Source organism: Corynebacterium sp. HMSC068H04 (genome assembly GCF_001811255.1).
In the GTDB taxonomy this organism is placed as follows: domain Bacteria; phylum Actinomycetota; class Actinomycetes; order Mycobacteriales; family Mycobacteriaceae; genus Corynebacterium; species Corynebacterium hesseae.
On sequence record NZ_KV803977.1, the window covers coordinates 39,208 to 51,698 of the forward strand.

Annotated in this window: 15 protein-coding genes; 11 read left to right on the forward strand and 4 right to left on the reverse strand. The window is 64.1% G+C overall.

What is annotated here, in order from left to right; all coding sequences use genetic code 11:
- Nucleotides 1-8 precede the first annotated feature (8 nt).
- Together HMPREF2792_RS02780 and HMPREF2792_RS02785 are read left to right on the forward strand one after the other, a co-directional pair.
- On the forward strand, nucleotides 9-1,328 hold the full coding sequence (locus tag HMPREF2792_RS02780; RefSeq protein ID WP_070530690.1) for an O-acetylhomoserine/O-acetylserine sulfhydrylase: 1,320 nt from the start codon (nucleotides 9-11) through the stop codon (nucleotides 1,326-1,328).
- Nucleotides 1,321-2,475 (forward strand): homoserine O-acetyltransferase MetX, encoded by a 1,155-nt coding sequence (locus HMPREF2792_RS02785; protein WP_232748440.1) that lies wholly within the window; start codon nucleotides 1,321-1,323, stop codon nucleotides 2,473-2,475. The genes HMPREF2792_RS02780 and HMPREF2792_RS02785 overlap by 8 nt, the downstream gene beginning before the upstream one ends.
- Nucleotides 2,476-2,509: 34 nt before the next feature.
- Here HMPREF2792_RS02785 and HMPREF2792_RS02790 read toward each other — a convergent pair whose 3' ends face one another.
- Both HMPREF2792_RS02790 and HMPREF2792_RS02795 read right to left on the reverse strand, forming a co-directional pair.
- Nucleotides 2,510-2,824, reverse strand: a complete 315-nt coding sequence (locus HMPREF2792_RS02790; RefSeq protein WP_083306374.1) for a DUF3017 domain-containing protein — start codon at nucleotides 2,822-2,824, stop codon at nucleotides 2,510-2,512.
- Nucleotides 2,825-2,899: 75 nt separating this feature from the next.
- Nucleotides 2,900-3,754, reverse strand: a complete 855-nt coding sequence (locus HMPREF2792_RS02795; RefSeq protein WP_070530822.1) for a bifunctional methylenetetrahydrofolate dehydrogenase/methenyltetrahydrofolate cyclohydrolase — start codon at nucleotides 3,752-3,754, stop codon at nucleotides 2,900-2,902.
- A 24-nt stretch (nucleotides 3,755-3,778) separates the two neighbouring features.
- Between HMPREF2792_RS02795 and HMPREF2792_RS02800 the strand changes: the two genes are divergently transcribed.
- From HMPREF2792_RS02800 to HMPREF2792_RS02825, 6 genes are all read left to right on the forward strand, one after another.
- A complete protein-coding gene (locus HMPREF2792_RS02800) occupies nucleotides 3,779-4,249 on the forward strand; it encodes a tRNA (cytidine(34)-2'-O)-methyltransferase (protein WP_070521448.1) in 471 nt (156 codons plus the stop codon).
- A 96-nt stretch (nucleotides 4,250-4,345) separates the two neighbouring features.
- Nucleotides 4,346-5,311, forward strand: a complete 966-nt coding sequence (locus tag HMPREF2792_RS12960; RefSeq protein WP_154762124.1) for a chymotrypsin family serine protease — start codon at nucleotides 4,346-4,348, stop codon at nucleotides 5,309-5,311.
- Between the two features lie 41 nt (nucleotides 5,312-5,352).
- Nucleotides 5,353-7,248: a pyruvate kinase gene (locus HMPREF2792_RS02810; RefSeq protein ID WP_070530696.1), complete on the forward strand. Its 1,896-nt coding sequence runs from the start codon at nucleotides 5,353-5,355 to the stop codon at nucleotides 7,246-7,248.
- A 142-nt stretch (nucleotides 7,249-7,390) separates the two neighbouring features.
- A complete protein-coding gene (locus HMPREF2792_RS02815) occupies nucleotides 7,391-7,639 on the forward strand; it encodes a FeoA family protein (protein ID WP_070521454.1) in 249 nt (82 codons plus the stop codon).
- A 3-nt stretch (nucleotides 7,640-7,642) separates the two neighbouring features.
- Nucleotides 7,643-9,577, forward strand: coding sequence for a ferrous iron transport protein B (gene feoB / locus HMPREF2792_RS02820; protein ID WP_070530699.1), 1,935 nt, complete (start codon nucleotides 7,643-7,645; stop codon nucleotides 9,575-9,577).
- Complete coding sequence (locus HMPREF2792_RS02825) at nucleotides 9,577-9,840, forward strand: FeoC-like transcriptional regulator (protein WP_070530701.1); 264 nt, start codon at nucleotides 9,577-9,579, stop codon at nucleotides 9,838-9,840. Before feoB ends, HMPREF2792_RS02825 begins: the two co-directional genes overlap by 1 nt.
- Here the strand turns inward: HMPREF2792_RS02825 and HMPREF2792_RS02830 are convergent.
- Together HMPREF2792_RS02830 and HMPREF2792_RS02835 are read right to left on the reverse strand one after the other, a co-directional pair.
- Nucleotides 9,818-11,242, reverse strand: coding sequence for a PH domain-containing protein (locus HMPREF2792_RS02830; RefSeq protein ID WP_070530703.1), 1,425 nt, complete (start codon nucleotides 11,240-11,242; stop codon nucleotides 9,818-9,820). The two genes, HMPREF2792_RS02825 and HMPREF2792_RS02830, sit on opposite strands and share 23 nt — an antisense overlap.
- Nucleotides 11,239-11,688: a PH domain-containing protein gene (locus HMPREF2792_RS02835; RefSeq protein WP_070530705.1), complete on the reverse strand. Its 450-nt coding sequence runs from the start codon at nucleotides 11,686-11,688 to the stop codon at nucleotides 11,239-11,241. Before HMPREF2792_RS02835 ends, HMPREF2792_RS02830 begins: the two co-directional genes overlap by 4 nt.
- Nucleotides 11,689-11,746: 58 nt before the next feature.
- Here HMPREF2792_RS02835 and HMPREF2792_RS02840 point away from each other — a divergent pair, with 58 nt between their 5' ends.
- Genes HMPREF2792_RS02840 through HMPREF2792_RS13235 form a run of 3 tightly spaced genes read left to right on the forward strand, consistent with a single transcriptional unit; the run spans nucleotide 11,747 to nucleotide 12,488 of the window.
- On the forward strand, nucleotides 11,747-12,007 hold the full coding sequence (locus tag HMPREF2792_RS02840) for a helix-turn-helix transcriptional regulator (protein ID WP_070530708.1): 261 nt from the start codon (nucleotides 11,747-11,749) through the stop codon (nucleotides 12,005-12,007).
- A gap of 7 nt (nucleotides 12,008-12,014) precedes the next feature.
- Complete coding sequence (locus HMPREF2792_RS13230) at nucleotides 12,015-12,245, forward strand: hypothetical protein (protein WP_232748442.1); 231 nt, start codon at nucleotides 12,015-12,017, stop codon at nucleotides 12,243-12,245.
- Nucleotides 12,246-12,488: a hypothetical protein gene (locus tag HMPREF2792_RS13235; protein WP_232748444.1), complete on the forward strand. Its 243-nt coding sequence runs from the start codon at nucleotides 12,246-12,248 to the stop codon at nucleotides 12,486-12,488.
- Nucleotides 12,489-12,491: the final 3 nt, after the last annotated feature.

Below are 12,491 nucleotides of genomic sequence, written 5' to 3' on the forward strand. Positions count from 1 at the left end.
TTCCTGACATGAGCACCAAATACGATAATTCCGCAGTAAACGAGTGGTCCTTTGCCACCCGCGCCCTCCACGCCGGCCAGAACCTGGACGGCTCCACCAACGCACGCAACGTGCCGATTTACCAAACCACCTCCTACGTCTTCAACGACGCCGAGCACGCCGCCAACCGCTTCAACCTCTCGGATGCCGGCCCGATTTATACCCGCCTGACCAACCCCACGCAGGACGCGCTGGAGGAGCGCCTCGCTTCCCTCGAGGGCGGCGTCGCCGCCGTAGCTTTCGCCTCCGGCCAGGCCGCCGAAACCGCGGCCATTTTGAACCTGGCCTCCGCCGGCGACCACATTGTCACCTCCCCGCGCCTCTACGGTGGCACCTCCACCCTCTTTACCGTGACCTTGAAGCGCCTCGGCATCGATGTCACCCTCGTGGAGAACCCCGACGACCCGGCATCCTGGCAGGACGCCGTCCAGCCGAACACGAAGGCTTTTTACGGCGAGACCTTCGGCAACCCAGTCGCCGATGTCCTCGACATCCCCGCCATCGCTGAGGTAGCGCACAAGAACCAGGTCCCGCTCATCGTGGATAACACCATCGCCACCGGCGCGCTGGCCCGCCCGCTGGAGCTGGGCGCAGACATCGTCGTGGTTTCCACCACCAAGTTCTACAGCGGCAACGGCTCCGCCATCGGTGGTGCCATCATCGACGGTGGCTCCTTCGACTGGACCGTCGAGCGCGGCGGCGAGCCCGTCTTCCCCTACTTCGTCACCCCAGACGAGGCTTACCACGGCCTCAAGTACGCCGACTTGGGCGCGCCGGCCTTCGCCGTCAAGGCGCGCGCCGGCCTGCTGCGCGATACGGGTGCCGCCATCTCCCCCTTCAACGCCTGGCTGACGCTGAATGGCATTGAGACGTTGCAGTTGCGCGTCGAGAAGCACAATGCCAACGCCCAGGCCGTGGCCGAGTACCTGGAGTCCCACGCCAAGGTCACGAAGGTCAACTACGCCGGCCTGGAGTCCTCGCCGTACAAGGCCACCAAGGAGAAGCTGGGCTATGACTACACCGGCTCCGTGCTCTCCTTCGACATCGACGGCGGCCGCGAGGAGGCGTGGGCGTTTATCGATGCGCTGAAGCTGCACTCGAACCTGGCCAACATCGGCGATACCCGCTCATTGGTGGTGCACCCGGCGACCACCACGCACTCCCAGTCCGATGAGGCAGCGCTCAAGGCCGCGGGCATTACGCAGGCCACGGTGCGCTTGTCCGTCGGTATTGAGGACGTCAACGACATCATCGCCGACCTCGAGCGTGGGTTCGCGGCCATTGGTTAGCGCCATCCCGGAGCTCGCGCCCGAAGGCGAGCTCGCCGTCGTCCCCATCGGTGACTTCACCACCGAAGCAGGCGCCGTGCTTGCCGACGCCCACGTGGCCTACCAACGCTGGGGCGCTTTCGCCGGCGACCCGGACGGCGTCAACAATGTCTTGGTGGTCGAGCACGCGCTGACCGGGGATTCCAACGTGGCGGACTGGTGGTCCGACCTGGTGGGCCCGGGCAAGGCCCTGGACACCACGCGCTGGTGCGTTATCGCGACCAATGCGCTGGGTGGCTGCAACGGCTCGACGGGGCCAAAGTCGCTGCACCCGGATGGAAAGCCGTGGGGCGGGCGTTTCCCGGCGCTGTCGATTCGGGACTTGGTGGAGGCCGAGCACGACTGCTTGAAGAAGCTGGGTATTTCGCGTGTGCACGCGGTACTCGGCGGCTCGATGGGCGGGGCGCGGACTCTGGAGTGGAGCTTGCTGCACCCGGAAAGCGTGTCGGCGGTGTGTGTGATTGCGGTGTCGGCCAGGGCTTCGGGCTGGCAGATTGGCATCCAATCCGCGCAGATTTCCGCGATCGAGCGCGACCCGTTTTGGCATGGCGGAAATTACTACCTCACGGACAAGACTCCGCGGGATGGTTTGGCGGCGGCGCGCCGCATCGCGCATTTGACGTATCGCGGCGAGCAGGAAATCGACGAGCGCTTCGGCGCTACCGCACAGCAAGGCGAGAATCCCTTGGGGCCGCACCGCCAGCTCAACCAGCGTTTCGCGGTGAACTCCTATCTGGATTACCAGGGGGCTAAGCTCACCGAGCGCTTCGATGCGGGTTCCTACGTGGTTCTCACGGAGGCGCTGAACCGGCATGACGTCGGCCGCGGGCGCGGCGGGCTCATCAAGGCGTTGGCGGCCTCCCAGGTGCCGACGATGGTGGTGGGCGTGGACACGGATATCCTCTACCCCTATCACCAGCAGGAGCACATCTCCCGCAACGTCAACCAGCTGCTGGCGATGGCCAAGATTGTCTCCCCCGTGGGACACGATGCTTTTCTGACGGAGACCCGGCAGATGAACCGTATCCTGCGCAACTTCCTGCTGCTCTCGGCGCCAAATGGCTTAGACGTGGGCCCTGCGTACGTGGGCGACGAGTATTACATTTAAGAAGCCGTTTGGCTCTTTCCGGGAGCCAAACGCGTTACGATCCAAGCGCGTCGATGGAAAAGGCCATGAACACCATCGCCGCGCCCAAGATGCCTGTAAAGCAGGCATCGAAGCGCCGGGAGCGCACCGCGAGCACGCCAACCCGCGAGGAATCGCAGGTCAGACGAACCACCGTCAGCCACACCAGCGCCCCGCCCAGCAGCAGCGTGGCGCGGCGCCAGTGCTCGAACACGGCATAGAAGCCCGACACCACAACCGCCGCCACGAACAAGCCGATGGCCAACCACTGAAGAGCCGGCGGCAGCGCCGAGGGCTTCAGGTGCACATCGTGCGGGTTCGATAAAGACACCGGCGGCGCAGTTTTCCCGCGCGGCTGTGCTGGTTGCTCAGACATACTCACTACTCGAGCGCTCGACTTCACACGCTACTGAGCGGCGAGCTTTTCGGCGCGCTCGACGATGTTGCTCACCAGGAACGCGCGCGTCAGCGGGCCCACGCCGCCCGGGTTCGGGGAAACGTAGCCGGCCTTCTCCCAGACGTCCTCAGCCACGTCGCCGGCGAGTTTGCCGTCGACGCGGGACACGCCGACGTCGAGAACCGCGGCACCTTCCTTAATCATATCGGCGGTGAGCATGTGTGCCTTGCCAGCGGCCGCGATGATGACATCGGCCTCACGGGTCTCCGCGGCCAAGTCCTTGGTGCCGGTGTGGCACAGCGTCACCGTGGAATTCTCGCTGCGGCGGGTCAGCATCAGACCAATCGGGCGGCCCACGGTCACGCCGCGGCCGATGACCACGACCTTGGCACCATCGAGCTCCACGCCGAAGCGGCGCAGCAGGTGGATGCAACCGTTCGGCGTGCACGGCAGCGGGGCGTCCTCGTTGAGCACCAGCTTGCCCAGGTTGATCGGGTGCAGGCCATCGGCGTCCTTGGCTGGGTCGATGAGCTCGAGCACGCGGTTTTCATCCAGGTGCTTCGGCAGCGGCAGCTGCACGATGTAGCCGGTGCAAGCATCGTCATTGTTGAGCTCTTCGATGACGCGCTCGAGTTCTTCCTGGGTAACGTCGCCAGGCAGGTCCTTGCGAATCGAATTGATTCCGAGCTTCTCGCAATCGCGGTGCTTCATCTTCACGTAGGAATGCGAACCCGGATCATCGCCCACCAGGACCGTGGCCAGTCCCGGGGTAATCCCCTTCTTCTTGAGGACGGCCACGCGCTGGGCCAGGTCCTCAAAAATCTCGTCGCGGTACAAGTTGCCATCTAGTTTGGTAGCGCTCATGCCCACCATCCTAGACTGATGCCTATGAGCAGCTTGCACATCGTCTTCGACAACCCCGTGATCCCCACCAACACCGGCAACGCCATCCGCACCGCCGCCGTCACGGGCGCGAGCCTGCACCTCATCGAGCCGCTCGGCTTCAACTTCGAGGACAAACACCTCAAGCGCGCGGGCCTGGACTACCACGACCTGGCGGATCTCAAAATCCACAAAGACTTCGACGCCTGCATGGAAGCCCTGCCCGGTGCGCGGGTCTTCGCCTTCACCACCCACACAGATAAGTGGTTCACGGACATCGACTACCAGGAGGGGGACGTCCTCCTCTTCGGCACCGAGCCAACCGGCCTGCCTGAGGAACACGCCTTCCACCCGCGCGTAACGGAGCGCGTGCGCATCCCCATGATGCCGGCCAGGCGCTCGATGAACCTGTCTAACGCGGCATCGACGGCCGTGTACGAGGCCTGGCGCCAGCTCGGCTTCCGTGGCGCGGTGTAGACAAATTCAGTCGCGAGGAACATTGGGCCTGACCTACACCGCCATTAGCTGTGAACAGCCTGCTTGTTTCCTGCCCTCGCTACCGAAAGTTTCTGTATGTCTCTCTTCACCACCGCCCCTTCTCTTAGCCGCCGGTGCCGTCTGCTCGCGGTCCTCAGTGCCGCCGTGCTGATTTCCAGCTGTTCTGACACAGATGCCGGGCCCACAGCGAACTCGGAAAGCACCAAGGAAAACTCCGCTGGCGCAGAAATATCTGAGATTCTTGCAGCTCCTGTTTCGACATCCGCGACGACAAGCGGCTCAATTTCTACTAGCACCGTAACGACCAGCCAGCAACAAACCTTGGCAGAGCCACCAGTTCAGCGGACCGCGATCGACCCAGGCAACGATCCTTCCGGACAGAGCGGCCGCGATGACAACAGAGGCATTTACTATCACAACTCCGTTGACTGGGAATGGCTAAAACAGCCAGGTGGAATCGTCCCCGGCGGAAGAATTGTCAACGAGACCAGAAATGGCACGTGCTCGACAGGTTTTCTAGCTTCCCGAGGAGAGCGTTTATTCATTATCACCGCGGGACACTGCGGCAAACTGGGTGACCAGTTTTACGTTCAGGATGCCCAGAATAATTGGGAGTATGTAGGAGAAATGGTCGAGTCTTACCTCCAAGAGGACGCCCACGGAGGCATCTACGGCACTGACATCGGCCTCATTGAACTCCTCGGTGACGCTCGCTATACCTCCTCCCTCCCGCTTGATCTACCAATGCAAGGGTGGATCACACCACAGGAAGCTCAGCGAAGAAACATGATGATTTGTCGGCTCGGTGCAACGACTGGGTACTCGTGCGGTGAGTTTGAAAGTATTGGCAACGGCGGCCTGTTCTACTTTCGAAATATCTCTGATCGCGGCGATTCTGGCGGCGCGGTCTTCGCAATTGATAACTCTGGTGTGTGGGCACTAGGTGTCAGTTCCAACGTCTCCGATAGCAACAAGACTCTTCTCGGTGCCATGGAGATCGGCAGCGCCATTAATCACTGGGGGCTGACCATCCACGGATAGCTCTAACGCTTCCGTGGCGCGGTCTAACAAGTCGCGGCACAATGTGGGTGGACTTTCACAACGAAGGAGACACCTTGCCTAGCCTGCGCCCACTTCTTGATTCCCTCACTACCCGCGTCGAAGCTTCGTCTGCCGCGCACGCCGCGCAGATCGCGCGCGTGGATCCCGTCCACCGCCCCGGCGCGGTCAACCTCGTGCGCTACATGGAATTGCGCTCCCAGGACGCCGTCGAAATCCAGGAAGGCCTCACCGCGTTGGGCGCCACGAGCCTCAGCCACCCGGAGCCCGCAGTGCTTGAGCGCCTCCACGCCGCGCGCAACGTGCTCGACGCCTTCGATGGCCACGCACCGACCTACCCCGTGCAACCGATTGCCACGGCCTATGCGGACGCGGACGATATCCTCGATGCCAACACCGAAGCCCTCCTCGGCCCCACCCAGGAGGACACCCACGCGCGCATCATGGTGACCCTTCCCACCGAGGCCGCAGATGACTATGAGCTGGTCCTCGGTTTCGCCCGCGCGGGCATGGAACTAGCCCGCATCAACTGCGCCCACGATGGCCAGGATGCCTGGCAGAAGATGGTGGCACACGTCCACCGCGCCGCCGAGGAGGTGGGGCGCGAGATCCTGATTTCCTGCGATATTGCTGGCCCCAAGGTCCGCACCGGCAGCATCGAGCCGGGTCCGCAGGTCATTCGCGTGCGCGGCGAGCGCACCGCGGCAGGTGAGCTGCTGAGCCCGGCAACGCTCGTGCTTCACGACGCCCCCTCCTCTACCCGCGCCCAGGGGGTGGCGGGGGAGGCGTCGCCAAGCGCGGCCCGCCCGGCGGTAGCGCTGGAGGTGGATGACGAGTGGTTGGCGCGCCTGCACCCCGGCAGCGAGGTGCGCTTCACGGAAGCGCGCGGGCGCTCGCGTGTGTTCACCGTGGAGAGCGCGGAAGCAGGCGTGGCGGTGCTGCACGGCGATCGCAACTGCTACCTCGCCGAGGGAACGGTGTTGAGCCACGGCGGGGACACCACGCAGGTGCATGGGGTTCCGGCACTGGAGCAGAAGATTCGCCTGCACCGCGGCGAGGAGTTGGTGCTGAGCACTTCGCAGGAGCCGGCGCGCATTATCGAGGGCAAGGTGACCACAATTGGCTGCACGCTGCCGGAGGTGGTCGGTGCGCTGGAGGTGGGTCACCGGGTGATTTTCGATGATGGCGCAATCTCCGGCCGCGTCCGCAAGGTGCGGGGCAACGGCGCTGAGCGCGAGGCTGTCATCACCGTGGAGCACGCCGGGCCCACCGGCACCAACCTGGCCGCCTATAAGGGAATCAACCTGCCAGATACCGAGGTCCCGCTGCCCAGCCTCACCGAAGAGGACATCGAGGCACTGCGTTTTGTGGCCACGCATTGCGATATCGCGGCGGTCTCTTTCATCCGCACGCCAGCTGATGTGGCCTTCCTCTATGACACGCTCGAGGAGATTGCCGCCGAGCAGGAGTCCGAGGAGATGGCGCAGCGCGTGCGTGACCTGGGCATCGTGCTCAAGATTGAAACAGTGCCGGCCTATGAGCAGCTGGGAAGCGTGTTGCTGGAAGGCATGCGCCATGCCAAGTTCGGCATCATGATTGCGCGCGGTGACTTAGCCGTGGAGTTGGGATTCGAGGAGATGGTCCAGGTGCCGGGGCGGATCATGAAGGTCGCGGAGGCGGCACATATCCCGGTCATCATGGCCACGCAGGTGCTGGAGACCCTGGCCAAGACGGGGCTTCCCTCCCGCGCGGAAATCACGGACGCGGGCTATGCGCTGCGCGCGGAGTGCGTCATGCTCAACAAGGGCCCGCACATCACGGAGGCCATTGAGATTCTGGACCGCATGTCCCGCAAGCTGGGCCAGTCGCGGCTGAAGAACCGCCAAAAGCTGCGCCAGGTGAGCAGCTGGACAAACTAATTCAGGCAACGCATACGAAACGCGGCGCCCTCGAGCGCCGCGTGGTGAGGATCACCTAACCGAAAGCGGCGAAAAACTAGACAGACCTATATTTACTTAGGTTAACCTATAACGGTAATGCTTTAGAGAAAGAGAGCTCACCGTGAAGTTGTCTGGGTGCCCACGGCAAACCGCCGACGCCATCCCCATGGGATGCACCATCACCTTGGGAAACGAGTGCATTTCCTGCACCTGTGACGCCGCCTTGGCAGTGCGCCTCGGCGAGCTGGGCATCCGCCCCGGCGCCACGCTGACCATGGGCCCGCGCGTGGCCGGCGGCGCGCGCGTTGTCTCGGTGGGCAGCTGCCGCTATGCCATCGACAAGGCAACACTGCAAGCCATCGAGGTCTAAACCATGGCCACCACGAAACCCAGCTGCCACGGCGATCCGGGCGGCGCGCTAGCCCCTGCCGGAGCACCCATCATCGCGCTCGTCGGCTCTCCGAATTCCGGCAAGTCCACGCTCTTTAATGCTCTGACCGGCGCGAAGGCGCAGACCGGCAATTGGCCGGGAACCACCGTTGAGGTCAGCCGCGGTGCGTGGAAGCTGCGTGAATCCACCGCCGATCTCATCGACTTCCCCGGCACCTACTCGCTCGATCCGCTCAGCCCCGATGAGGCGCTCACCCGCGCCATGCTCATCGATTGCCCCGATGATGAGCGCCCCGACGCCGTCGTCGTGGTCGTCGATGCCAGCGCCGTCGCGCGCGGCCTCAACGTGGCCCTCCAGTTGGCGGAGCAGCCCTACCGCCTCATCATCGCGCTGACGAAGACCGACGTGGCCCTCAACCAGGGGCAAACGGTGGACCCCGTTGCGCTCGCTGAGGCCACCTCCATCCCGGTGGTGGAGGTTGATGGGCGTAAGCGGGAGGGCGTCGAGAAGCTGCGAGAGGTTGTTGTAGATTCTCTGGCGGCTGAGCCCGTGCAACTGCGCGAAGACACCGGCCTGGAGGGCCGCTTTGCGGAGCTGGATGCGGCGGCGAAGGCCTCGGTGAGCGAGGTCGAGCACGCGACGCCCCTGTCCCACCGCCTCGACGCGGTGGCCCTCCACCCAGTCGTGGGTCCGCTGCTGTTTCTTGCCGTGATGTGGCTGGTCTTTCAGATCACCACCACGGTGGCCGCTCCCCTCCAGGATGGCCTGGAGGCGTTGGTCTCCGGCCCCTTGAGCGATTGGGCGCGGGCGGGGCTTGAGGCCATCGGCTTAGGTCACCCCCTCGTTACGGGCTTGCTTGTCGACGGCCTCATCGGTGGCGTCGGCATGGTCCTCACCTTTGCCCCGCTCATGGCGCTGATGTTTTTGTGTTTGGCGGTGCTGGAGGATTCCGGCTACATGGCGCGCGCGGCGGTGGTGACCGACCGCCTTATGCGGGCCATCGGCCTGCCGGGCAAGGCCTTCATCCCGATTGTCGTGGGCTTTGGCTGTAACGTGCCGGCGATCTCGGCCACGCGCGTGCTGGGAAGCCCGCGGCATCGCATTATGACGGCGCTGCTCATCCCGTTTACCTCGTGCTCGGCGCGCTTGGTGGTCTTCGTCATGCTCTCGGCCACGTTCTTCCCAGAGCACGCCGGCAGCGTGGTGTTTCTCATGTACGTCATCTCCATCGCGTTGCTCGTGCTCGTTGGCTTGGCGCTGCGAAAGACGCTGTGGCGCGCGGTGCCTGAAGAAGCGCTGGTTATTGACTTGCCGACGTACCAGCTGCCCACCGTGCGCCTGGCGCTGAGCGTGATGTGGACGCGTTTGAAGGGCTTCCTGCAGACCGCCGGCGGCATCATCGTGACTACCGTGGTCGTGGTGTGGCTGCTCATGGCCATCCCGGTTGGGGCCGCGGTGCACGAGACTACCTTGGGCGAGCCACCAGCACCGGAGGATTCCGCCTACGGCGCGGTCTCGCGCACCATCGCCCCGGCCTTTGCCCCGGCTGGTTTCGACTCGTGGTCCCTGGCTGGTCCGCTGGTCACGGGTTTCGTGGCCAAGGAGGCGCTGATTTCGACATGGGCGCAGACCTACGCCGTCGACGACGTCACCGACGCCTCCGCGGAGGAACAATCCCACAGCGCGCTCAGTGACCATGTGCGTCAAGATTTCAACCGCGCCTCCGGTGGCCATCCCCTCGCCGCGGTGTGGGCCTACATGCTCTTCCTGCTGGCCTACACACCCTGCGTGGCCACGATTGCCGCGCAGCGCCGCGAGATTGGCTGGCGCTGGACGCTCTTCGGTTTCGGCATTCAGCTGGCCACCGCGTGGGTGCTGGCAGTGGCGGCCTTCCAGATTCTGAGGGTGTTTATCTAGTGTCCGCCTCGCCCATTCACGCCGTGCAGCAAGCCATCGAATCCGGTGTGCGCTCGCGCGTAGCCATCGCGGCGCAGACCGGGCTGGAACCCGGCACGGTGGACCTCATCCTGGACCACCTCACCGCCAGCGGGGTGCTCGATATGGAGCCACTCGGCTCCTGCCCCGCGGGCGGATGCGGGTCCTGTTCGGCGGCCTCGGCGTGTGCCGGCCCCAGCAACACCCGCGGACCGGTGCTGCTTAAGCTTCGTCGCCGGGCTTAAGGTCCTGCTGGAGGCTGCTCGGCCCCAGCGCGGCTTCCATGGCAGGAAGGCGGCGGGAGCGCAAGCGGGTGAGGAGCGCGGAGGCGTCGGCAGGCGTGAGGTCCTGGCCGGCCATCTTGACTGGGCCCGCCACAAGGTCGAAGCGCACGGTGCGCACACCCGCGAGGTGACCCAACGGCCCCACCTTGAGAGTGAGCTCTTGGATGTGCGGGGTGCCAATCACCATGACGCGGCGGTTGATGCGGCCGCGGTGCACGATGGTCACGGGCTGAGGCGATTCCACCAGCGTCACCGACTGCTGCTTGCGGTCGATGGGGCTGATCCACGTCGCCCGGCGCGGGGAGGTATAAGTGGGCTGGGTGTGACCTTCGGGGCGCGCATAGTCCTCAATCTGCGCGCGGTCTAGATCGGAGATGAGGGCTAGCAACTCCAGCGCCTGCTCGCGGGTGCCCACCGGCAGGATGCGCGTGGAACCTGATTGCTTGCCGCCGCCCTTCGCGCCATACCCGGCCACCGAGACGTGCACCTCGTACCAGCCGAAGCGCCGCCACAGGAAAGGCTGGCTCACCCGCACGCCGTGGATGCGGCTGATGCGGATGGTTTGGCGGCGGCGGTCGGCAAGACCGTAGGAGACGTTGAGGGCGTTGGCGGGGGCGTCGTGAAGCGCGGTGAACGTCCACGAGGAATCCACCAGACTCCACACCCGCCCCACGAAGCCCACGATGATAGGCAGCAGCGCGGTCCACATCCCGGGGAGGAAGAGCAGGCCGCCGATGACGAGTGCGGTAACCAACGTGGGCAGGCGCAAAGCCTCAGCGGCAATCGTGCGCAGGATGGGAATCTCCGGAATCAAGGCGGCGGGAGTTTCCGGCGCTGGCTCACTGGCAGACCCCTTATTTGTGCGCCGCAGCAGCTCCGCGCGCAGCTCCTCCGCTGTCGCCTTGGTCAGGTACTCGATTTTGATGACGGAGGAGGTGCCGCCCGCGGTCTCCACACGGACTGCGGCCAAGCCCAATAGGCGCGCGATGATGGATTCCACGACATCCACCGCCTGGATGCGCTCATAGCGCGCGGAACGGAAAGACGTTGAGATGACACCGTGGCGCAGCGCGATTTCATCCTCGGTGAGCTTGTAGCCCAGCTTGCGCCACCAAATTCCGGAGACGAGCCAAATCACCGTGCACACCAGCACGAAGGCACCGATGCCCAGCAGGGTGCCGCGGCCGACCTCACCCAAGTGCCCACCCTGCACGTAGGACAGAACGTCCGACACCATGGAGGCGTTGACGTTCACCGCGAGAACGGCCACCAAGGCCAGAATCAGCGACCAAAAACGCAACAGCGGGGTAAAGCGGTGGACGCGGGTGTAGCCGTCGGCGTCGATAAGCGCGTGGTCCTTCACAGCCCACTCATCCTCTCGCGGGCCTTAACGGCGAGGCGCTCGCGCAGGGCGTCGGCGTCGGCAGCAAGGAGGCCAGGGATGGTGGCGTCACTGCTGGGCGACGCCGTGTGCAGCTTCACCTTTTTCAGCCCCATCGCCCGCTCGACGGGGCCGGCGGTGACGTCGACGAACTGGATGCGGCCGTAGGGCACGACGGTGAAGGTGTGCCAGATTTTTCCGCGGGTGACCAGTAGTTCGTCGGCGGTTTCCTGCCAGCCTAAGTTTTTGACCTGTGCGGGGATGAGCCACAGTTCGTAGAGCGCCCACACGAGAAACGTGCCGGCGACCCAATAGAGCCAATCCCACCAGAAATACGCTGCGGCGGCAGCGAGGGCGGCGAGGATAATGTCCCAGCTCAAATTCGTGATGTAGCGGGCTTTCGTGAGTGACGGGGATACGGGGTTCATGCCAACACACTAACATGAACCCTTGACAAGTTGTTGGGTTTATACAACACTGTGGTGCATGTCCCCAAAGAAAAAGCCAACCCGCCCACTATTTAACCGGGTCCGCGTGCTTCGCGTTGAACGGGACATGACGCGCGCACAGCTTGCCGACACCATCGGGGTCAACCCCCAAACCATCGGCGCACTTGAGCGCGGCGACCACTCCCCAAGCCTGGATCTCGCCTTCAATATCTGCGAGGTCTTTGACTTACCCGTGGAAGCCGTGTTCTCCCGGACCGAATTCACTCCCATGTCCTCCGAAATCTACCGAAAGGACTAACTCGCTCATGTCCGCCGTCACCATTCCCGATTCCGTTAAGACCCGCAAGCGCTACATCACCCTGGCCGATCTCTCCTCCTGCCTCATCATCCTGTCCCTCCCCCTGCAGTTCTGGGACTCCTTTACCTCACTCATGGTGGCCTGCCTCGGAACGCTGCTCACCGCGCTGCTGACCGCCCGCCTGCGCGGAGCGATAGGTGCCGCAGACCTGCCCACGACGGAGCTCGATGAGTACTAAATGCAGCAGCACGTCGAAGCCCGCGACGACGGCCTCAAGTTCTCCCTCGCAGCACTCGTCATCTTGCTGCCAGTGACTGGCCTTATCGCCTGGGGTGCCCGAACCATGCCCATCATGGACGGCGTGTTCGTGTCCCAGCTCTACCTCAAGATCATCCTGCTGCTCATGGTGTGGGTGCCATTCTCGGTGGCCCGTTCCCTGGCGGGAAAGATGAACCGCGACGAGCTCATCTCAAAAGAATAAACC

Bases quoted from the DNA above. Each gene is read 5' to 3' on its own strand.
- HMPREF2792_RS02780 (WP_070530690.1), top strand. From the start codon at position 9: ATGAGCACCAAATACGATAATTCCGCAGTAAACGAGTGGTCCTTTGCC.
- HMPREF2792_RS02795 (WP_070530822.1), bottom strand. From the start codon at position 3,754: ATGAGCGCTACCAAACTAGATGGCAACTTGTACCGCGACGAGATTTTT.
- HMPREF2792_RS02800 (WP_070521448.1), top strand. From the start codon at position 3,779: ATGAGCAGCTTGCACATCGTCTTCGACAACCCCGTGATCCCCACCAAC.
- HMPREF2792_RS12960 (WP_154762124.1), top strand. From the start codon at position 4,346: ATGTCTCTCTTCACCACCGCCCCTTCTCTTAGCCGCCGGTGCCGTCTG.
- HMPREF2792_RS02810 (WP_070530696.1), top strand. From the start codon at position 5,353: ATGTGGGTGGACTTTCACAACGAAGGAGACACCTTGCCTAGCCTGCGC.
- feoB (WP_070530699.1), top strand. From the start codon at position 7,643: ATGGCCACCACGAAACCCAGCTGCCACGGCGATCCGGGCGGCGCGCTA.
- HMPREF2792_RS02835 (WP_070530705.1), bottom strand. From the start codon at position 11,688: ATGAACCCCGTATCCCCGTCACTCACGAAAGCCCGCTACATCACGAAT.
- HMPREF2792_RS02840 (WP_070530708.1), top strand. From the start codon at position 11,747: ATGTCCCCAAAGAAAAAGCCAACCCGCCCACTATTTAACCGGGTCCGC.
- HMPREF2792_RS13230 (WP_232748442.1), top strand. From the start codon at position 12,015: ATGTCCGCCGTCACCATTCCCGATTCCGTTAAGACCCGCAAGCGCTAC.
- HMPREF2792_RS13235 (WP_232748444.1), top strand. From the start codon at position 12,246: ATGCAGCAGCACGTCGAAGCCCGCGACGACGGCCTCAAGTTCTCCCTC.